This is a genomic window from Streptomyces sp. SDr-06 (assembly GCF_003324565.1).
In the GTDB taxonomy this organism is placed as follows: domain Bacteria; phylum Actinomycetota; class Actinomycetes; order Streptomycetales; family Streptomycetaceae; genus Streptomyces.
This window is the reverse complement of sequence record NZ_QOLA01000024.1, coordinates 19,255-40,653: the sequence shown is the minus strand read 5'-3', so window position 1 is coordinate 40,653 and position 21,399 is coordinate 19,255. Positions and strand designations below refer to the sequence as shown.

Here is a 21,399-nt window from a genome sequence, read left to right as displayed (position 1 = left end):
GGACGCCCGCTCTCCGCCCTCACCGAGGACGGAGAGCCTCGCCGCGTGTCTCACGCCAGGATCTGCACCCAGGGGCTCATGAGGCGGTACGGGGTCCCCGCGGGGATGTGCAGGCGCTGCATCTCGGCACGGATCTTGCCGTCGGCCTGGACCGCCTCCTGGGTTCCGGAGGGCACGAAGTGGGTGCGCCCGCCCGCGACGACCAGACCCCAGTACTGGTAGTGCGTGAGCGTCAGATAGACCCGCTTCTGGATGTAGTCGAGGACGACCTTGGTGTTGTGCTCGGAGTTCGAGCCGGTTCCCGTGTACTCGGCGAAGCCGCGCGGGAACCCGGCTGCGTTCAGGACCGAGGAGCCCGTGCCTGACTGGGAGTGGGCGCTGTAGTGATCGTGGAGGCCCTGGCTCTCCTGGGGGACCTGGGCGCGGAAGGCGTCGGGGCCGCCACTGTGGTCCGCGCCGTTGGCGGGCAGCCGGCCCGAGTCGTCCTGGTGCCAACTCCTGAGCGTGCCCGGCTCGTTCGGCGTCGCGTCCCTCCTGGCGAGCTGGTCCGGCGTCCGCTCGTCGAGCAGGGTGCCGCTCTCCAACTGGTACCGGACGTCGAATATCAGGTTGGTCAGCGGTCGGGGCAGCAGTTCCTTGGCCATGCCCCAGGTGAGCTGCTTGAGGGGATCGTTACCGATGCGTCCGGTGGTTTCCTGCGCCTCGGCGGCCCGCTCTCCGAGCCCCTGACCGAACTCGTCCCACATCTCGTCGTCGTTCGCCCAGACGCCCTCCTTGCCGCCGGGCAGGCTCTGGTGCTCGTAGCCGCCCTGGGGCTCGACCGCGTACCGGGTGTTCTTGTTGGCCCGCACGTCCGCGGGCACATCGGTGGCGAGGACGCCCTGGATCGCCGTGACGAGGGCGTCCAGCTCAACTGCCCCGTTCCCGGCGGGAGTCCGCAGGGCCTTGGCCAGTCCCTTCAACCGAGTCCCGCCGTCCTGGGCGTAACCGACGGCCAGCTTGTAGTCGTCGACGACGACCATCCGGTAGTACTCGCCGACCTGTTGCCGCGTCAGGGCGTTCTTGTCCGCGACGTTCTTGGCGCTCGCGTAGCCGTCCAGGGTGACCGTGATGGCGCGTTGGACCGCCGGCCCGGCGGAGGCACTCTGGACCGGGGTCGGCTTCTCGGCGCCTGACTCGGCCGCCGAGGCCGCGGACTGCCGGGCGGAGCCGCCCGACATCACCCGGGTGGCATTGGCCTCCGCCTCCCGCTCGAACCGGTCGGAGGGGTCGGAGACCTTGAGTCCGGAGCCGTTGTCGGTACCGGCGACGGGGCCCTGGCGCTGCTGGATGACATGGGTCAGCTCGTGGGCGAGGGTGTGCTTGTCGGCGCCGCCGTCACCGATGACGACATGGCTGCCCGAGGTGTAGGCACGGGCGCCGACCTCTGCCGCGGAGGCCTTGGCGGCACTGTCGTCATGGATGCGTACGTCGGAGAAGTCCGCGCCGAGCCGGGACTCCATGTCGCCGCGGGTCGCCTCGTCCAGGGGGCGTCCGCTGCCGCGCAGGACATCGTGCACGGCGGAGCGCTGCACCGCGGGCTGCTCGGCCGGGTGGCCGCAGCCGGCGCCGTGCTGATGCTCGTCCCGCTCGCCCGCGTGACCGGCCTGCCGGAGGAGCTGCACGACGGCCGCGTTCCCCGCGGTGTTCTGAAGTGCGCGCAGGCCCTGCGGTGGTGCCGCGCCCTTGGCTGCGGGCTTGCCCGTCGGGCCGCGCCCATGCGTGGCGTCGGCCCTTCTGGGATCGTCATGGTTGTGCACGGAGCCTCTTCCTGCGCTGGACTGTATCCCCTCCTGCATACGCGGTGGAGACGCCAGGCGCCAGGTACACGAGGGCACTGTCGCGGGGCCGCCCGGACAGAACGGCTGCGTCGAGACGGCCCTGGGTGCGCGTCTGGCTAGGCAATTTCATCCCGATCATCTCCGGAAGCGCCGGCGAACCAGGAGCGGCCTCTGGGGCCGGCGGGTCACCCATCCGGTGAAAGGGAGTGCAAATCTGACAGCGGGTCCGACGATCATGGGAGAGGCGTCAAGCGGCTGACACCGCAGTGGAGTTGGAGACCGTGGAGCCTGTCGGGAAGGACTGGTCCGGGCCGCCCGTGCCTGTGCCGGGCGAGCAGTTGGTGGCGATGCTGGTGGAGAGGGTCCGGTCAGAGGGGCTGCAGCTGACCAAGCGGGTCCTGGAGTCCGCCCTGGAAGGTGAGATCACTGATCACGTCGGCTACGAGAAGCACGAATCAGCCGGCCGGGGCAGTGGCAACTCGCGCTGCCGACGTGGCCACGGCCGCTCCACCGCGATCAGTCGTCCAGCCCCAGGCGACGACGGGCGCGGTGGGCAGTGGACAGAGCGCGGTCCATCTCGGTCTGAGCGGGCCAGCCGTCCTCCGGGTGGGCGCAGCGGTTGCGAACCAGCCGCAGATGTTCAAGGTCGCGGAGGGTGAGTCCCGTGTGCCGGACGAGATACGCGACGCATCGCTCCGGGCGGGCATGACGCTGCAGGACCCCCCAGGCGTACAGGAGTTCATGAAGTCCCTGGGGTGAGTGAAAAGTGAGGGTCACGGCAGCTCCGGACACAACGAGGCCGAGGCACGAACGGGGCCTGGCCGATCGGGTGGGATGCCTTGAGTTCAAGGTCCGGGGCCGGGATTCGCCGCTGGTCCGATGGTTATTGAAGGTCTTTGAAGGGTGTTGAAGGGAGGTGAAGCCCGTTGCGGTGATGCCGCCACCGCTCTGGGCAGTCCGGTCTAGGCTGCGCTCCACCGATCGCCCGGAAAGAGGCGGGGGAGTGGGGGAGGGGTGCGGGCGTGGTCGACAGCGAGAGCACGACGGCGCAGGGTGACGGGGCGCAGGAGCTCGCGCGGTACATGCGCGAGTTGCGGGTGTCGCACGGTTCACCCAGCTACCAGAACATCATCAAGCGGATCCGTGGGATTGACGCGTCTTCCTCACTGTCCCTGGGAACCTTGTCGAACGTCTTCAGGGGCAACCGGGGCCTGCCGCGCCGCGAGACCGCCGAGGCCGTCGCCCGGGCGCTCGGCGGCAGGGAGGCCGCGTTTGAAGCGCTGAGGCTGTGGGACGAGGCCCGGCGGCAGCGTGACGAGGCTGCGGCCGTCGGGCGCACGGTGAGAGAGGTAGCCGCGGACGACGCGGCGCCGCCCGGGCGTCTTGTCACCGGCCGGCGCCGGCTCGTCCTCTGGGCGGTGCCCACTGCCGTGGCCGCCTTGCTGGCCGCGGGCGGCGTGTGGCTGCTGGCGGATGACCATGTGCCGGCCGGGGCGATGGGCAGCAGCACCGCCATCTCGTCGACGGGGCCCGTCCCCTCTGGGCACGGAGGACCCGCGCCCCTGCGGCCGGCAGCCGGTGCGTCGCCGAACGGGCCGGTCTGGACGGGCAAGCCGCCCTTGGCCGTGCGCGCCGCATGGAGCGACGGCGAGTGCCCGACGATCTGGTACGACGGCCCGGCGGAGCAGTACTTCACCGCGTGGAAGAACCACACGAAGGACGCGACGGCGTCGGAGTTGGTCAGTGACCGGTACAGTCCGCCGCTGGACATGACGGTGCAGGGCCGCACCCAGGAGTCGGTGCTGCTCACGGGCATGGAGGTCACGGTGCTGCGCAGCGCTCCCCCGCCGACCCGCGGAGTCGTCATCAACACCGCGTTCGGCTGCGGTGCGGCGCAGCCGCAGCGGTCGTTCACCGCGGACTTCGCTCGGAGTCCGGTGAAGGTGACCGCGGACACCGGCCAGGACACCAACGGCAAAGAGATCCCGCCGGTGCGCTTCCCCTTCAAGGTCAGCCTCAGCGATCCCGAGGACTTCCTCGTCAACGCGAAGAACGTCACAGGCGACTGCGCGTTCGCGATCGTCCTGCACTGGGTTGCCGACGGCAAGGCCGGCACCACGACCCTGGACAACGGCGGCAAGGGCTTCCGTCTCATCAAGAACGGCTCACTGCCGGCCTACCGGTTCAACGGGGACATGGAACGGCCCGCCCTCGAACGCGTCCCACCCTCCTGACGAGGTCCCGCCACGCGCCGGTGTCCGATGCCGACATGACAGGCTGCGCTTCCACCTCGCGATGGATAGCGCCCATATGTTGCGGGCGCCGGACCGGCGGGTCGGCGTGATCACCAGGGACCGCCCTCACACCCCGCCTCGACAACGACGGCCAGGCCCACTTCGCGGGACCGTCAAACGAGTGTCTTGCAGTCCCCTCCGTCAGCGAACGATCCGGTAGAGATGTTCGGGGCGGCCGGTGGTGCCGTAGCGGAGATCCAGGCGGACCAGGCCCTCCTTCACCAGGTAGGAGAGGTATCGCTGGGCCGTGGCGCGGGAGACTCCGGTCTGTTCTGCAGCCTCTGTGGCGGACAGGGGCTCGCGGGCGGCGCGCAGGGTCTGGTGCAGCAGGGCGAGCGTGGGAGCGGAGTGGCCCTTGGCAGGCACGCGGGGGGCAGCGGGCGGCCGGGCGGCGCTGAAGAGCGCGTCCACGTCGGCCTGATCGGTTTCCGGCACCGAGCCGAGTGCGGCCATGCGGTGCTGGAGTTCGCGGTAGGCGGTGAGCCGCTCGGCCAGGTCGGCGGAGCCGAAGGGCTTGACCACGTATCCCACGGCGCCGAGTTTCAACGCGGTCCGTACCGAGGTGATGTCCCGGTCTGCGGTGATCATGATGGCGTCGGGACGGTCGCCGCCCCCGTCCCGACTCAGCTGGCGGAGCACGTCGAGTCCGCTTCCGTCCGGCAGGAAGACATCGAGCAGGAGCAGGTCCGGATCGTGGGTGCGCACAGCGTGCAGCGCCTCGGCCGCCGTCGCGGTTTGGCCGACCACCTCGAAGCCCTCGACGCGGGACACGTAGTCACAGTGGATGTGGTTCACCCGGAAGTCGTCGTCCACCACCAGGGTCCGGATCACCAGCGATCCCCTCCTTCGCTGCTGTCTGCCGCTCCGGCAAGTACCGGCTCGGCTGTCCTGAACGGGGCGCCCTGCGGCGCGGATGCGGCGTCGGGCAGCGGGAGTACGACGGTGAAGACCGCGCCCGGTCCCTCGCTGGCCGTGATCGTGCCTCCGTGGCGCTGCACCAGCCGGTGGACGAGCGCCAGCCCCAGGCCGCGCCGGGCGGTGCCCCGGTCCGGCCGGGTCGACCAGCCGTCCTCGAAGATCGATTCGGCGGCGCCGGACGGAATACCGGGACCGCTGTCGGCCACCTGCACGACGACCGCTTCGATGCCCTCGACCAGCGAAAGCCGTACCTCTCGGCCGCCTGCGGGAGGCGGCCCGCTGACCGCCGCGTCAATGGCGTTGTCCAGCAGGTTGCCGGCGACGGTCAGCAGCCGACGCAGATGCGGCGGGTCCTCGCCGAGCGCGGAGTCGTCGCTCAGCGCGAGCCGCACACCGCGCTCCGCGGCCACCGTGGCCTTGGCGATGATCAGTCCGACGAGCAGCGGGTTGCCGATCTGTTCGCGTACGGACTCCGTCAGTGCCTGTTCGGTGCCGCCTGAGCCAATGGCGAACTCGTAGGCCGCGTCGTGGTCGCCGATTTCCAGTAGGCCGGCCATGGTGTGCATGCGGTTGGTGAACTCGTGCTGCTGCGCGCGCAGGGCGTCGGTCAGCCCGCGCACCGAGTCCAGTTCGCGCAGCAGGCCGACCAACTCGGTGCGGTCTCGCACCGTGACCACCGCGCCCAGTTCCCGGCCGTGCAGGGCCACCGGCATCCGGTTGACGACCAGGCAGTGGTCGTCGGTGAGCACGCTGAGGTCGGGGCCGGTCAGGGAGCCGTCCAGCGCGCGGCGCAGTCGCCCGTCGGGCAGCACCTCCGGCAGTCGGCGGCCGAGCGCCGTACCGAGTCCGAGCAGGCGGCGAGCCTCGTCGTTGACCACGGTGATCCTGCCGTTCGGGTCGAAGGCGATCACGCCTTCGCGGATCCCGTGCAGCATTGCCTCGCGATCCTGGAGCAGCCCGGCGATCTCCTCCAGTTCCAGCCCGAACGTTGACCGCTTGAGCCGCCGGGCCAGCAGGAACGCCGCCCCCGAGCCGAGCGCGGTGGCGATCGCGGCATAGAGGCCGAAGGTGGGTAGCTCCCGCCACAGCTCTCCGAGCACGTCGTGCTCGGGGATGCCCGCCGACACCTCGCCGACCAGCTTGCCCGTCGGCCCGTACAGCGGAGACTTGCCGTTGGCCGACCGTCCGGTCGCGCCCGCATCGGAGCCGACGCTCGGGTGGCCGTCCAGCACCACGATCGGCTCATCCACCGGCATCCCGACCAGTGCGGGGTCGGGATGCGAGTGACGCCTGCCGTGCAGGTCGATGACGACCACGTACGAAGCCCCGGACGCCTTCCGGATGCGCTCGGCGACCGTCTGCACGATGCCGTCGCCGCCGCCGAACTCCAAGGCCTGGCGAATCTGCGGTTCGGCGGCTGCGGTCTGCGCGATGTCCAGCGCCCGCTGCTCGTAGGCGCGGTCGATCTCGGCACGCTGCGCGAGGGCGAAGAGTCCGAAGCCGATCGCTCCGGTGAGCGCGAGGATGAACAGCTGGCTCGTCAGGATGCGCGTGGACAGCCGCCCCTTCCCTCTGCTGCCGATTCGGGTGCGCATGGATATCACGGGTGCCTCTTTCGTCCCTCGGGACGTGGTGCCGGGCCCGGCCCCTGCGCCGTTCCCGTGGTGGCGCGATTGTGCCCTACTCGTGTCGCTCGGCCCACCCCCCAGCCGTTGAGCAGAACGAGCAGAAACCCCGTTAACACAGCTATCGCGAGATACGTCTGAAACCACGACGTGACACTGCGTCGCCTCTAGCGTCTGCCTTCCTCGACCTCCCAAGGTCAGGAAGGGGATGGTTTCACATGGCTTCGCACAATGATGTTGAAATGAGCCCGGTCGCCGGAAGGATCGACCGGGACACGGCACGAGTCGAGATTTGCGGGCTCACCAAACGATTTCTGACTCCTGCCGGTGAGGTATTCACGGCCCTGCAGGATGTCTCATTCACCGTGGAGCCAGGCCAGTTCTGTGCGGTGGTGGGGCCGACCGGATGCGGCAAGTCAACGACACTGAGCATGGTGTCCGGGCTCGACCGGCCCAGTGAGGGATCGGTCAGGGTCGGCGGCCGCGAAGTGAACGGCGTCGCCGACGGCGTCAGTTTCATGTTCCAGAGCGACGCGCTGCTGCCCTGGAAGACCGTCCTCGGCAATGTGCTGATGGGGCCGGTCTTCCGCGGGGTGCCCAAACAGAAGGCGCAGGCCTTGGCGCGGGACTGGCTGCGCCGGGTGGGCCTGGCGGGGTTCGAGGACCGTCACCCGCACCAGCTCTCCGGCGGCATGCGCAAGCGGGTGGCGATGGCCGCGGCTCTGATCAACGAGCCCAAGATCCTGATCATGGACGAGCCGTTCGGTGCCCTGGACGTACAGACCAAGGCCATCATGTCGACCGAGCTGCTGGGCCTTTGGGAGCAGATCCGTCCCTCGGTCATTTTCATCACCCACGACCTCGACGAGGCCGTCGCCCTCGCCGACCGCGTCGTCGTCATGACATCCAGCCCCGGGTCGGTCAAGGCGGTCTTCGACATCGACCTGCCGCGCCCGCGCGGATCGGTCCAGGAGATCCGTTTCCAGCCCCGCTTCACCGAGCTTCAGCACCAGATCTGGGACACGTTGCGCGAGGAGGTGGAGCGCGCCTACGCACGCACCGCAGGAGGTTCGGCATGAGTACAACGTCCACCGTTTCCCCGACTCCGCTCACCAACAGCGCACAGGCTTCGGGCCCGGGCGCCGCCAGGCGCGCCGCCCGACGACGCCTCGCGGTGGTGTGGACGGGCCGCGTCGGTCTCGCGGCCCTTGTCATCGGCGGCTGGCAGGCGTTCACCGCCTGGGGGATCGTCGACCCGTTCTTCTTCGGACAGCCGTCCGGGATCTGGCAGCGGCTGGTCGACCTCTTTCAGCACGGCACCGAATTCGGGTCCTTCTACCAGAACATCTGGACCACGCTCCAGGAGGCCCTGGCCGGTTTCGCCGTCGGTGCCCTCACCGGAGTGATCTTCGGCGTCGCGCTGGGCCAGAGCCCGTTGCTCGCCGACATACTCGGGCCCTACATCAAGATGGTGAACGCGATTCCGCGTATCGTCCTCGGCTCGATCTTCATTGTCGCATTCGGCATAGGCGTACTGCCAAAGATCTTGCTCGCCGCGGTGCTGGTGTTCTTCATCGTCTTCTTCAACGCCTTTCAGGGCGTCCGTGAGGTCGACCGCAACATTCTCGCCAACGCCACCGTGCTCGGCGCTTCGCAGACGCAGATCATCCGGCACGTCATCGTGCCGTCCGCGCTCACCTGGATCATCGCCAGCCTGCACAGCGCCTTCGGGTTCGCCATCGTCGGAGCGCTCGTCGGAGAGGTGCTCGGCGCGCAGAGCGGTCTCGGCCTGGTCATCAAGACCGCCCAGAACAACTTCGACCCCAACGGCGTGTTCGCGACGATGCTCGTCATCTCGGTCATCGTGCTCGGCGCCGAGTGGCTGATCAGCAAGCTTGAGCGACGACTTCTTTCCTGGCGTCCGCCGTCCCGCTCCGAGGCTGGCGACTTCTGATTGCGCCTCTCCGCCGCCCGCGCCCAGTACCGAACACCCCCTCTGTTCCGCCCTCCGAAAGGAAAGTGGCCCGTCATGTCCCGACGACCCGCCGTCGCCGCGTGTGCCCTCGCCGTTCTCACCCTCGGTGCGACCAGCGCCTGTTCCAGCACCTCCAGCAGTGCCGACGGACCTGGCGGCACACCGACCGTAAAGCTCATGGTCGGCGGCATCGACAAGCAGATCTACCTGCCGTACAAGCTCGCCGACAACCTCGGCTTCTACAAGAAGTACGGCGTCAACGTTGTGCTGAGCACCGAGACCGACGGCGGCGTCGGTGCCGAGGACGCGATGGCCTCCGGGCAGGTGGACATGGCCGGTGCCTGGTACAACCATACGATCGATTTCCAGGTGAAGGGCAAGGCCGTCGAGGACGTCGTCCAGCTGTCCGGCGCGCCGGGGGAGCGGGAGATGTGCACCGCGAAGAGCGGCGTCCACTCGGCAGCCGACTTCAAGGACAAGACGCTGGGCGTCACCGATCTGGGTTCGGGCACCGACACCCTCACCCAGCTGCTGGCTGCGAAGGGGAACGTCAAGACCAACGAGTTCTCACGGATCGGGGTCGGCGCTGGCTCCACCGCAGTCGCCGCGCTGCAGAACGGAAAGGCCGCCTGTGTCATGACGACGCAGCCGACGGTCGCCGCGATCGAGAAGAAGGGCGTGGGTACCTCGGCAATCGATCTGGCCACCACGGCGGGCGCGCAGAACGCGCTGGGCGGCGCCTGGCCGGCCGCCGGCGTCATCGCCCGTACCGACTGGGTGAACGCGCACAAGCCCGCCGTGCAGAAGCTCGTCAACGCGCTCGTCGCCACCATGCACTGGATCAACACCCACAGTGCGGCGGACATAGCGAACAAGCTTCCGTCGTCGTATGTGTCGAACCAGTTGGTGACCAAGGCCGATTACATTTCGGCTCTCACCCAGGACAAGGGTCAGTTCCTCCCGGACGGGATCATGCCGGCGGGCGGCCCGAAGACCGTTCTGGCGACCGAGGAACTGGTCGGCCACGCGACCTCGTCGGTGAACCTCGGCACGACGTTCACCAACGACTTCGCCATCGAAGCCAACAAGACCGGGGGCTTCACGACCACGACGGCCCCGGCGGGGTCGAACGGCTGAGTCTTCGGAACGCGGGGCCCGCCCAGGTGACAACCGCCTGGGCCGGGCGCCTGGAGAGCAGGCCACCGTCAGCGCCGGGCCGCGGGTCAGCGCTTTGCCTCCGCCGCCACGGCGCGCACGGTTCCTCGGCTGCCTGCTGCCTGCTGGTGACGGCGGGCCCCTCCGCGGTAGGCGCCGGTGCGTGCTCGTACGCATGCGGCGGGCTTCCGGCAAGCGTCAGAGCCGGGAGCGGGAGACGGCAGGCCTGTCGCTTCGCCGGACGCCCGGCGAGCGTGGCGATCAGGCGCTGAACAGCCGGTTGGAGAACGAGCGGTATTGCTGGCGCTCGGCGAACAGCCGAGGGGGCGTCGGAGCCGATGCTGTTCAGAGCGGAGCGATGGTGCTCCGGTAGGCGGCGATGGTCTCGGTGAGCTGGATCAGCAGGGTGGCCGAAACGCCGTTCAGGACAACGCTGTCGGCTGTCAGGCGGCTCACGTACCGCTGTTGAAGGCTCCGACGGCGAACCTCGGCAGCAATGGTGGCACCCGGCAACCGGCCAAACGCAGGGCCGGGAACCACGGACCCACCCACGCCGACGAGATCGAACACCTTCTGCCCACCTTGCCCCCATGACCGAAAGGATGCCTCTCGTGTCCGTGGTGCATTGACCCCTTGGTGTCATCGCGGTTGCATGCTTGGGGCCTTCTGGCGGGTCCGGAGGCGGGCCCTATTCCTGACTGGGGGAAAAATGAGGGGAAACACAGGCCGGAGCACCACCAGACGCGTATGGGGTGCATTAGGCGCGGCGGTCGTGCTGTGTGCGGTCAACGCGGTGTTGCCCGGAGCCGCATCGGCAGAGCCTGCGGGCGTCGCGCGCGACAGGGGAGCCGGTGTCGAGAGGATCAGTGTCGCGGCCGACGGCACTCAATCCGACGGTGATTCCACCGGTGGTGCGATCTCGGCCGACGGCAGCCGCATCGTCTTCTCGTCGTCGGCGAAGAACCTCACGCCCGGCAATCGTGCGGGGGAGGAAGCTGTCTACCTGCGCGACCAGCGGTCGGGACAGCTCAAGCACGTGGGCAGCTACCCGCTCGCCTCTCCGGTGATCAGCGGGGACGGGGAGTATGCCGCCTATTGGGTGCGGTTGTTCAGGGACACCAAGGTCAAGCTGGCTCAGTGGACCGCAGGCAGTTCGATCGGCATCAACTGCGATGCCCTCAGCTGCAGTCAGCCGTCGCTGAGCGGGGACGGCCGCTACGTCGCCAATGTGGCCACCATCGGTCGACCGTCGTCCAGCCAGCGCATCGACGTGTGGGACTGGCACGCCAACACCAAGCAGGAACTCGCCCGGTTCGACCACACCGCTCCGTCCCGGCCGTCCATCAGTGGTGACGGCCGCTTCGTCGCCTACCAGGACGGCAGGGCCGGGGACGTCTTCGTGTGGGACCGGAACGACGGCTCCACCTCCGGCCCGATCGAGGGCCCGTCCAAGGAGGCGGCAATCGTCCAGATCAGCAAGGACGGCAGCAAGGTCGTCTACCTCTCGGGCTCCGACACGTACGTCCACGACCTGGCCTCGGGCACCGCCGAACTGGTGCCGAACGTAAAGGGCGTGGCCATCGATCCCACCGGCAGCTATTTGTTGTACGCCCCGAATGACGCGACTGGACCGTCCCTCATGCTGCGCGACCTGCGAGCGGGCACCGACGAGGTCGTCTCGAACCAGCCGGCCTCGGCCGGGGTCGACGCGGTCAGCGCCGGTGGGCGCGACGTGGTCTTCCAGTCCACGGCCGACGACATCGTGCCCGGTGACACCAACGGCAAGTCGGACGTGTTCGTCCGTCACTTCTCCTGATCGTCCTTGCGGCCGCGCTCTTCGCATGCCGCGCCGCTCTCGCACCGACGTGGGAGCGGCGTGTGGTGGTGAGGGCTCGTGTAGAGCCATTCGGATCGGTGTTGGAGGGGGCATGGTCATGGTGGAGGGCGACGGCTGGGCCGGGATGGGTTGGCACTGGACGGACGTGGGTGGTGTGCGTCGACGTCTCGAGCGGGGCGCCGATCCGGAGGTGTGGAGCGGGGGGCGTCCTTTGCATCGGGCGGCGGTGCTCGGCTCTGCGGAGGTTGTCGCGGAACTGGCCCGCAGAGTGGCGGACGTGGACGCTCTGGAGTACGGGGCGACGGCGCTGGGGGAGGCCGTCGTGTCCAGGCAGCCCGACAACGCACGGGCCCTTGTTGCCGCCGGGGCCGATCCCTGGCGGGAGTTGATCGGAGGCTGGTCACCGGGGCGGCTGAGCCTGGCAGGGCCGACGCCAGACCTGTTCACCGTCCCACCCGGACAGCGTCTGACCGAAACAGAGCGCGCGGCGGCCGACGAGGCCGTGCGGCTGATCGGGGCGCTCGGCCGCTTCCACTACGAGGGCACGGGGCTGGCCTGCGTGGCCGGGATCGACGCGGCCGAGGCGGTGCGCCGCCTAGAGGCGACATCGATGCCGGACGAGGACATCGCAGAGCTGCTCGAGGACCCGTACGCGTACGACATGGACGAGACCCTGCAGATCGTCGGAGTGACGTCCGTGCCGGGCGGCTGCGTCGTCACCCAGCCCTGGGGATACGCGCCACACATGCCGGGCGTCCTCACCCGGCTGTCCGCCGGCACCGTCTGCTACGGCCTGTACGCCAACCCCAAGAGCGGTAATCAGGGCAGCATCGCCCGCGATGGTTCCGTCATCGCCGGGGACCTGCACCCCGGCGGCGGACCGAACGAGGACGACACCCACGAGGAGGTTCTGGCTTCCTACCTCTACCAGTACAACGCAGTGGCCTACTCCTGCGCCTTCGCACAGCTGCGCCTGGTTGATGCCCGCGCAGTCATCGGGCCTCCCGATCTGTGGGTCCAACTGCCACAGCGCGATGATTGGAAACACTGACCCAGGCCGCGGCCCGACCACTGCCATTGGCCCCGCTCAGCCCCATGGAACGCGTTCAGCCGGGCTGTCTCCGGGCATGGAGTCGGGTCAGCCCGGCTGAGACGACATGTGGCATTCGCGCCCTCGGGACCACGCCGACCAAGATCCGCAGCATCTACATGTCTCAACTGATCTGGTCGCCGCAGATCACAGGCAAGGACTGACGGGACACCGGCTCCCGGCACCCGCTCCAACACCGAGCCGTGTCGCATGCCTGACCTGTGAAAGCCCCGGGTGCCCACCGAAAATCGCTGTTGCCCCACCGCGGCAACGCCCGCACGGTCAGGGTCTCAAGAAAATCGGCCGGTCCTTGACGGCCCTCTGATGCCGACCGAGTCCGCTGCATTCGTCAGCCCAGGCCGGGGATCGTCGAGACGAAGAGGTCGATGAGCTTGATGCCGACGAAGGGCAGGACGAGTCCACCGAGACCGTAGACGCCGAGGTTGCGGCGGAGCAGGTCGTGGGCGGAGGCCGGGGTGTAGCGGACGCCCCGCAGGGCGAGCGGGATCAGCGCCACGATGATCAGGGCGTTGAAGATGATGGCCGATGTGATGGCGGACGTCGGACTGTGCAGGCCCATGACGTTGAGCGCTTCGAGGCCGGGGTAGGTGCCGGCGAACATGGCGGGGATGATCGCGAAATACTTCGCGACATCGTTGGTGATGGAGAAGGTGGTCAACGCGCCCCGGGTGATGAGGAGTTGTTTGCCGATCTCGACGATGTCGATGAGCTTGGTCGGGTTCGAGTCGAGGTCGACCATGTTCCCGGCCTCCTTGGCGGCCGAGGTACCGGTGTTCATCGCCACCCCGACGTCGGCCTGCGCGAGGGCGGGAGCGTCGTTGGTGCCGTCACCCGTCATCGCGACCAGCTTGCCGCCCGCCTGTTCCTGCTGGATGAGGGCGAGCTTGTCCTCGGGGGTCGCCTCCGCCAAATAGTCGTCCACGCCCGCCTCCTGGGCGATGGCCCGAGCGGTCAGCGGATTGTCCCCCGTGATCATGACGGTGCGGATGCCCATCCGGCGCAGCTCGGCGAACCGCTCGGCGATGCCTTCCTTGACCACATCCTTGAGGTGGATGACGCCGAGGATCCGAGGTCCGTTCCAGTCGTGCACGGCAACCAGGAGCGGTGTGCCGCCAGATGCCGACACAGCATCCGTGAACTGCGCGGCCTCGGGCGGCACTTGGCCGCCGTACATCTGGACCCACTCGATGACCTGAGCGGCCGCGCCCTTGCGGATGTGGGAGACGGCGCCGTTCTCCCAGCGCAGATCCACGCCGCTCATCCGGGTCTGCGCGCTGAACTCAACGAACCGTGAACCGTGCAGATCGCCCTCGTTCGGCTCGCGCAGCCCGTACCGCTCCTTGGCGAGGACCACGACCGAGCGGCCCTCGGGGGTCTCGTCGGCCAGCGAGGCCAGCTGCGCCGCGTCCGCGAGATGCGGCTCGCGGACCCCGGGCATGGCGATGAACGCGGTCGCTTCACGATTGCCGAGGGTGATGGTGCCGGTCTTGTCGAGCAGCAGCGTGTTAACGTCCCCGGCCGCCTCCACCGCCCGTCCCGACATCGCCAGTACATTGCGCTGCACCAGCCGGTCCATGCCCGCGATCCCGATCGCCGAGAGCAGCGCGCCGATAGTGGTCGGGATGAGCGTCACCAGCAGCGCCACGAGCACGGTGGTGGACTGGGCGGCGGCCGCGTACTCGGCCATCGGCTGAAGCGTGACCACCACCAGGACGAACACGATGGTGAGCGCCGACAGCAGGATGTTCAGGGCGATCTCGTTCGGCGTCTTCTGCCGGGCCGCGCCCTCCACCAGAGCGATCATCCGGTCCAGGAAGGAATGCCCCGGCCGTGAGGTCACCCGCATCACGATCCGGTCTGACAGCACTGTGGTGCCGCCGGTCACTCCCGAACGGTCACCGCCCGACTCGCGGATGACCGGTGCGGACTCTCCGGTCACCGCTGACTCGTCCACGGCTGCGACCCCGTCCACTACATCACCGTCCGCCGGGATCAGCTCTCCGGCCTCCACCAGGACGAAGTCGAACGGCTTGAGGTCGGTGGCCGCGACCGCCTCGGTCCGGGCGTGCCGCACATCCGTGCCCACCCGCCAGTTGTCGCGCAGCCTGAGCGCCACCGTGTCCGTACGGGCCCTGCGCAAGGACTCGGCCTGTGCCTTGCCCCGGCCCTCGGCCACCGCCTCGGCGAGATTGGCGAAGATCACCGTCAGCCACAGCCAGACACTGATCACCCACGTGAAGACGGACGGATGGACCAGCGCCGAGAGCGTGGTGAGCACCGCGCCCGCCGACACCACGAACAGGACGGGCGTACGGATCAGGGCACGAGGATGCAACTTGCGTACGGCGTCCGGGAACGACTTCACCAGCTGGACGGGCTCGAAAAAACCGGCCGTCCGGCGGTTGTGACGGGACCGGGGTGGCCGGGGATTCCTCGGCGGTGGTCCGGCGGGGGCGGGGATGGTGGGGGTCTGCTGCTGAGCGGCGGGAGACATCGTGGAATGACCTTCTGGTGGGGTGGCGGCCCCGCCTCTGTGCGGACAGGGCGACCGACCCGGCTGGGGCTCGAGAGACGGGGGAGCGGGCCCCGGTTCGGTCCCCGGGGCCCGTCACGGACAGAGTCGGGCGGGCGCGACGCGACGCGATGGCGCCCGCCTTGGACGGGGACCGCCGGCCAGGGGCGTTCGCGACGGTTTGAGCGGTAGCACAGGAATCTAGATCACGATCGACCCGCGTTGGGGCCGTTACACGGAGTATTTACGGCTCTCTGATGGCGCTTGAGCACGGGCGCAGCAGGGAGGCGCGTCATGCATTCTCGGGAAGGCGATGGGGCGGTTCACCGGAGCGGCGCGAATGGAGAATTTGTCACGGTCAACCGCCGTGGCACCGGGTTTGGTGGGCCCTGGCGGAACCTGGCCGATAAGAGCGGCAACGGCTGTGCTCCGGCGCCCCGGACGGAGTAGCGGGAACCGGCATTCCCCCTGTTCGGCGGGCATTTGACGCCGCCTGCGTATGGGTCTCGTCAAAGTCGCGCCAATGGCCGGTCTTCCCGCGCATGCGGACTGATTTCGGGACGATGGTGAGGGTGAGCTGTCCGGTCGCCGCACCGAGCGCGAGGGCGACGGTGCCGAGGCCGCGTCAGTGCTTCAAGGTGTCGTCGAGCCAGTCGAGGATGCGGCCCATGGCCAGGCGCTGGGCGCCGGTGTGGCAGTGGGCGCCGGCGCCTTCCGCGACGGTGAAGCGCATGAGGGTCTTGGGGCAGGTGAGGTGGTCGTAGAGCTGCTGCGGCTGGCCGTCGAAGAACAGGTCGTCCTCGGCCTCGCAGACCAGCGTCGGGCAAGTGATCTTCTCGGCCACGCCGTCGGCGAGGGTGTAGTCGAGGTAAGAGGCAAGGAATTGGCGAGGGGTGGAGACGTCCATGACGTACGAGCCGTGCGTAATCGCCCAGCGCATCGTCGAGTTCGTCTTCATCAGCGCCTCGATCGAGGCGTCGATCTCGGGGGCGTGCTCGGCCCGCAGCAGGGCCTCGGCTTCGGCGCGCGGCATCGGCATGTTCCGCGTGGCGAGTTCACCGAGGTCGTAGACGCCGTCGACCGCGATGACGGCGGCGAGGCGGTGCTCGAAGGCGGCGGCGCGGGGGGCGAGCAGGCCGCCCATGCTCAGGCCGAGCAGGCCGATGCGCTCGGGGTCGACCTCGGGGCGGGTGTCGATCAGCCAGTCGAGGACCGGGGTGATCACGCTCTCCCAGTTGGGGCGGAAGGGCAGCCCGTCGCGGAAGCGGGCGGCGGGCTGCCCGGGGCCGTCGAAGGTCAGGACGTGGTAGCCGCGCTCCACACCGGCCGCGCCGCCGAAGAAGTGCATCTCCTCGGCCGAGCCGTCGAATCCGTTGTGCAGGACGATCGTCGGCGCGGGACCCTCGCCCGGGGCGCGGTAGAAGTAGCCGCGCAGCGCCGTGCCCTCGAACGGGATCTCCACCGGCTCGATCTTCGTCTCGAAGAGCCGGGCGGCGGCATGGAAGGCGCTGACGGCACGCTCGTAGGAGGCGGCGATGCGCGGGTCGCCGGGGTTGCCGTGGAGGAAGAACTCGGCCGAGCGGAAGTAGTTGCTCGCCCGGAGGAACCCGTCCCGCGCCGTGATCTCGTGGCCTCCGTCGTACGCGGCCCGCGCCTCGGCCTCGGTGCGCTCGGCGGTGGCGGCCCACTGCTCGTACCAGCTGTCGTAGTCCCCTGCGGTGATCTTCTCGGCGGTCGCGACGACCTCGCCGAAGTCGGAGCCGCCATAGGCGGCGTGGCCCAGCGCGCGCAGGGTCTCGTACCAGAACTGCGGGTCGTCCTCGAACAGCATCGGCTTCATGGCCGGTCTCCCTCAATCTCTTAACGCAGGTGTTTATTGCGTTAAGAACGTAGCGCGATCGAGAGATCTAACGCAAGTGCTCTTGCGTTAACCTTCTTGATGTGACCGGAAACCATGACGTGACCGAAAACGGCGACACCAGCGACGCGCACGAGCCCGGCCGAGAGAACAGGCCGGAGCCGGAGAGCCGGCCGCGCCGGCGCACCGGAGGCCGCAGCGCCCGCGTGCGGGAGGCCGTCCTCAGGGCGACGGCGGAGCTCATCGCCGAACAGGGCCACGAGCGCATCCCGATCGCCGAGATCGCCGAACGCTCGGGCGTCCATCAGACGTCCATCTACCGGCGCTGGCGTACCACCAACGCCATCGTGCTCGACCTCTCGCAGGAGCGGCTGACGTCCCTGTGGGCCGTTCCCGACACCGGCAGCCTGCGCGGGGACCTCCTCGCGTACGCGCAGCGGGCGGCCGAGTCGATGACCGGGCCGGACGCGGCCGTACTCCTGCGCGCGCTCATCGCCTCGGTGCCCGACGGTGGCGGGGCGCCCACCGGCGGTGCCGGGAAGGCAGGGGCCGCGGAAGGGGCTGGGGGTACCGCAGGCGCCGAGGCGGGCGGCATCCCGCACCCCCTCCCCGCACGCGGCAAGGAAATCCAGAGCATGCTGGACCGTGCGGCGTCCCGCGGCGAGCCCCGCCTCGACCTCCTCGACGTCCTGGACGGCATTCTCGCGCCCATCTACCTGCGCACCCTCTTCCGCATTCCAACCCAGGACGCGCACTATCTGGGCTCTCTCGTCGACAAGACCCTTGCGGCGGCGGCCATGTGAGGGCGGCCGCACGCGGGCCTTCGGCCCTGTGAGGCCGACAGCGTGAGGGCGGCCATGTGGGGGTGTGCTCTCACGCGTGGACGGCGCCCTCCGAAATGCCGACCAACGGGCGGGCGGGCCTTTGCGGTACAGGATCACTGACACCAGGAGGTGGCAGCCAGGCCGCCGAGGGCTCCCTCGACGACGGTGCCGGCGAGCAGGCGGGCCGTGGCCTGGGGGCCGGAGTCCTTTGGCGGGGAGGGTGGCGCCGTCCATGGTCCAGGGGCGCCGTGGGCGGCCCAGGAGTCCCAGGGCGAGGAGGCGTTCCGCGGAGGGCGGATCGGCCGATATGTCCCCGATGTCGAGGTGTTTCAGTACGTGGTGGCGGACGAGGCCCTCGTAGGGGGCGGCGGCTGCTTGGAGTGCGGCGCCGAGGACGGCGCATCCGAGGTTGGAGTACCCACACGTCTGCTCCGGCGTGCTCTGGGCGAGCCCGTGCCGAGGGCCTCCGTACTCGGGCCACCAGCAGCGGCCCGGCCAAGCCCACTCCCACGACACCGAGCCGCCAGGCGCCGGCGACCCGGCCTTGACCGGCATGTCCGCGAGGCACTGCCTGTCCCGCTCGAAGAGCTGATAGTGCCCTTAACCGGCTGTCAGCCTGCCACTGGCTTCTCCCCCTGCGCCTTGCCACCGTGAGTTGAAGGACGGGTGACGTGTCAGCTCTTGAGCCACCGGGTCCACACTCACTCAGAACGTCGGGCGCCTCATTCTTCCGGTGCTCTGCAGTTCGGGCGCTGGGCTGGGACGCCGGGACGGTCCCGTGACGGGTGTGTGGACGTCTCAGCGTGACCGCGGGACTCTACATCGACCGCAGAACGCTGCTACTGCGCTCGCGTGAAAGGTCCACCCCACCACGCCCTGCGCGATCCCTCTACCCGGCTCCTGCTGCCACCACCGCCCCGTTGCGATGTTCACCGTTCCCTGGGGCTTCGGAATTTCTCGTCTAGGGTTCTCGTCGTGGATCGTGTACTGATAGCCGGCATTTCCGGGGCGGGGAAGACAACTCTGGCAAGGCGCCTGGCGGTGTGTGCCGGTCTGCCGCGCCATGAGCTCGACGCCCTGCACCACGGTCCCCATTGGCAGCCGCGGCAGGCCTTTCGGTCCGACGTGGAGCAGTTCGCCGCGACCCCGCGGTGGGTCACGGAAGATCAGTACGCCGCCAAGCTCGGTGATCTTCTGCTGGCGCGCGCGGACACGTATATCTGGCTCGACCTGCCCCGCAGGACCGTCATGTTCCGGGTGCTACGCAGGTCCGTGAGCCGCGCGCTCATGCGCCGCGAGCTGTGGAACGGCAACCGGGAGGGCTTCCGTGACTGGCGCGACGCTGACCACCCCATCCGCTGGGCCTGGGCGCAGCATGCGGCGAAGCGGTCCCGGACGTGTGACAGGCTCCGCGGTCAGCCTCATCTGACGGTGATCCGCTTTACCTCGGCCCGAGAGGCCCGCGCATGGTTGCGGGCCCAGCAGCACACCCTTCCGGGCTGAAGAACGTCCCCCCGGGACAGGCCGTCGACGTCAGTGGACCAACTCCCATCCCCGCGGGGGCGGTCAAGCCGGGGGTGTCCACGGCCATCAGCGTCGGGTGTCTGCCGCAGGTGTGCGGAGGGCCAGCACGGCGACGTCGTCGTCATTGCCGTCGGGGCGGATCTGTTCCAGGAGCAGGTCGCAGAACGATTCCAGAGGGCGGTGGGCGAGAGCGGCCGCATGACGCCGTAGCCGCTCCAGGCCCTCGTCGATGCCGTGGCGCGGTGACTCGACCAGGCCGTCGGTGTAGAACATGACGGTGCTGCTCGGCGGCAGGACGCAGATGGCGTCGGGGCGGGGCGTGTTCACCCCGGCGCCGAGCAGAATGCCATGTCCCTCGGTGAGGTATCGCGCTTGACCGTCGTGGCCGACCAGCAGGGGCGGAGGGTGGCCTGCGTTCGTCCAGCGCAGTCGCCACAGTCCGTCGTCCCCCACGGCGAGGGTGCTGAGGAGCATGGTCGCCATGGGTACTTCCGCTATGTTTTTCAGTGCCTCGTCGAGCTGGGCGGTGATGGCGCTGGGGGCGTCACCCGGCCGGGACCAGGCGAAAGCGCGCAGCATGTTGCGTACCTGTGCCATTCCCGCTGCCGCCGTGAGGTCGTGCCCGACGACGTCGCCGATGACCAGGGCGTGGATGTTCTGGGTGGTGGCGAAGGCGTCGTACCAGTCGCCGCCGACGTAGGAGGCGTGCGGGGCGGGCACGTACCGGGCCGTCATCTGGATTCCCGGTATGCGGGGGAGTTGGGGCAGCAGGTGGCGTTGCATGGTTTCGGCGACCTTGCGCTGGCGCTGGTACAGGCGCGCGTTGTCCAGTGCCAGGCCGGCGCGACGGGTGATGTCCTCCAGGAACGGCAGGTCGGTGGAGGTGAACGCGTCGAGCCGTTCCGCGCGTCCCAGAGTCAGGGCTCCGAGCACGTTGCGCAGGCCCCGGATGGGCGCAATGGCCGCGGAGTGCATACCGGTCTCGGTGAACAGACGAGCCTGTTCCACGGCGATGCCCGAATCGGGAGGGCCGTGATACGTGGCCGGGTCGGCCAGCGAGGACGCCGCTCCGCGCAGTGCCCGCGACAGGGGCATGGGGGAGTCCTCGAGTACCGGGGGCATAGGACCTTGCAGGTCCTCGCGCTCGATCAGCACGCCGTCCTTGTGCTCGACGACCAGGGCACGCCGCACCTCGTCCTGCTCCGTGAGCAGATCGATCACCGCCCAGTCCGCGAGGCGCGGTACGGTCAGAGCTGCCAGGCGGTGCAACGCGTCTTCCACGTCCAGGGTGGAGGTCAGCTGCGTGGTTGTCTCTGCCAGCAGCGCCAGGCGGTCCAACTCCGTCAAATGGGTCGGCCGATCGTCGCTGATCCCGTCCGGGATGCCGGCATCCGCCTCGTACAGCGTTACGTGGGCACCGCTCTTTCCCGTGCTGGACGACCACGGTGCGCTGAACCACGACAGTCGGACGAGCGTGCCGTCCTGGCGGGCGAACCACTCCGCGTCACCGTGCTGCGTGGTGCCGGCGAGCAGGGCCCTCCGCAGCCGGCAGCGCATGCGCGGCACGGCGTGCCCGTGGCTGTCACGGTGCAGCAGGTCATGGAAGTCCTGCCCGTCGAAGTCCTTGGACGGGTGCCCCAGCAGGCTGCGCACCGCGCTGTTGGTCGCGACGATGAGGCCATCGGCGTCGGTGACCACGACAGCGGCCCGCATGTCTTCCACGGCCATGCCCGGGAAAGCGCCGGCCGCAGCCGTAGAACTTGCCCCGCGCGTGTGCCCGACCTCCTGACCGGTCACGTCCATCTCCCTAGCTGGTAAAAGCCGACCTGTCACACCTGCCCGCTATGCAACCATGCAGCCGAGGCGAACACGAGACACGGCGGTCGGCCGCCGAAGTTCGACAAGACCGACCACCGTGAACGTCACGCGGTCGAATGCGGGATCAA

General features: G+C 69.1%; 14 protein-coding genes and 1 pseudogene. 9 read left to right on the top strand and 6 right to left on the bottom strand.

From position 1 onward, the window contains the following. Window positions 1–50: 50 nt before the first annotated feature. The gene (locus DT019_RS32705) at window positions 51–1,838 is read right to left on the bottom strand and encodes a DUF4157 domain-containing protein (protein WP_114040602.1); all 1,788 of its coding nucleotides are present in this window, start codon (window positions 1,836–1,838) and stop codon (window positions 51–53) included. Between the two features lie 263 nt (window positions 1,839–2,101). Here DT019_RS32705 and DT019_RS40480 point away from each other — a divergent pair. After that, window positions 2,102–2,305 (top strand): annotated as a pseudogene (locus DT019_RS40480) (IS256 family transposase); the annotation flags it as partial. A 537-nt stretch (window positions 2,306–2,842) separates the two neighbouring features. Next, complete coding sequence (locus tag DT019_RS32695; RefSeq protein WP_114040601.1) at window positions 2,843–4,054, top strand: hypothetical protein; 1,212 nt, start codon at window positions 2,843–2,845, stop codon at window positions 4,052–4,054. Window positions 4,055–4,255: 201 nt separating this feature from the next. Here DT019_RS32695 and DT019_RS32690 read toward each other — a convergent pair whose 3' ends face one another. Next, window positions 4,256–4,945 carry a response regulator gene (locus DT019_RS32690; protein WP_114040600.1) on the bottom strand — a complete coding sequence of 230 codons (690 nt, stop codon included), beginning with the start codon at window positions 4,943–4,945 and terminating at the stop codon, window positions 4,256–4,258. Continuing rightward, a complete protein-coding gene (locus DT019_RS32685; protein ID WP_114040599.1) occupies window positions 4,942–6,627 on the bottom strand; it encodes a sensor histidine kinase in 1,686 nt (561 codons plus the stop codon). The genes DT019_RS32690 and DT019_RS32685 overlap by 4 nt, the downstream gene beginning before the upstream one ends. Before the next feature lie 272 nt (window positions 6,628–6,899). Between DT019_RS32685 and DT019_RS32680 the strand changes: the two genes are divergently transcribed. From DT019_RS32680 to DT019_RS32655, 5 genes are all read left to right on the top strand, one after another. Beyond that, the gene (locus DT019_RS32680; RefSeq protein WP_114040598.1) at window positions 6,900–7,736 is read left to right on the top strand and encodes an ABC transporter ATP-binding protein; all 837 of its coding nucleotides are present in this window, start codon (window positions 6,900–6,902) and stop codon (window positions 7,734–7,736) included. Next, window positions 7,733–8,611, top strand: a complete 879-nt coding sequence (locus DT019_RS32675; protein WP_114040597.1) for an ABC transporter permease — start codon at window positions 7,733–7,735, stop codon at window positions 8,609–8,611. Before DT019_RS32680 ends, DT019_RS32675 begins: the two co-directional genes overlap by 4 nt. Before the next feature lie 75 nt (window positions 8,612–8,686). After that, window positions 8,687–9,769: an ABC transporter substrate-binding protein gene (locus tag DT019_RS32670; RefSeq protein ID WP_114040596.1), complete on the top strand. Its 1,083-nt coding sequence runs from the start codon at window positions 8,687–8,689 to the stop codon at window positions 9,767–9,769. Between the two features lie 790 nt (window positions 9,770–10,559). Then, a complete protein-coding gene (locus DT019_RS32660) occupies window positions 10,560–11,603 on the top strand; it encodes a hypothetical protein (protein WP_317617831.1) in 1,044 nt (347 codons plus the stop codon). Between the two features lie 118 nt (window positions 11,604–11,721). Further along, entirely contained in the window at window positions 11,722–12,675 is a 954-nt protein-coding gene (locus DT019_RS32655; RefSeq protein WP_114040648.1) for an ankyrin repeat domain-containing protein, read from the top strand. A gap of 388 nt (window positions 12,676–13,063) precedes the next feature. Here the strand turns inward: DT019_RS32655 and kdpB are convergent, their stop codons facing one another. Both kdpB and DT019_RS32645 read right to left on the bottom strand, forming a co-directional pair. Further along, complete coding sequence (gene kdpB, locus DT019_RS32650; RefSeq protein ID WP_114040593.1) at window positions 13,064–15,229, bottom strand: potassium-transporting ATPase subunit KdpB; 2,166 nt, start codon at window positions 15,227–15,229, stop codon at window positions 13,064–13,066. A 643-nt stretch (window positions 15,230–15,872) separates the two neighbouring features. Then, on the bottom strand, window positions 15,873–17,087 hold the full coding sequence (locus tag DT019_RS32645; RefSeq protein WP_114040592.1) for an alpha/beta fold hydrolase: 1,215 nt from the start codon (window positions 17,085–17,087) through the stop codon (window positions 15,873–15,875). A gap of 101 nt (window positions 17,088–17,188) precedes the next feature. Between DT019_RS32645 and DT019_RS32640 the strand changes: the two genes are divergently transcribed. Further along, window positions 17,189–17,908: a TetR/AcrR family transcriptional regulator gene (locus tag DT019_RS32640; protein WP_223279867.1), complete on the top strand. Its 720-nt coding sequence runs from the start codon at window positions 17,189–17,191 to the stop codon at window positions 17,906–17,908. 996 nt (window positions 17,909–18,904) lie between these two features. Then, window positions 18,905–19,432, top strand: coding sequence for an adenylate kinase (locus DT019_RS32635; protein WP_114040590.1), 528 nt, complete (start codon window positions 18,905–18,907; stop codon window positions 19,430–19,432). Between the two features lie 87 nt (window positions 19,433–19,519). Here the strand turns inward: DT019_RS32635 and DT019_RS32630 are convergent, their stop codons facing one another. Then, on the bottom strand, window positions 19,520–21,256 hold the full coding sequence (locus tag DT019_RS32630; RefSeq protein ID WP_411292758.1) for a SpoIIE family protein phosphatase: 1,737 nt from the start codon (window positions 21,254–21,256) through the stop codon (window positions 19,520–19,522). Window positions 21,257–21,399 lie beyond the last annotated feature (143 nt).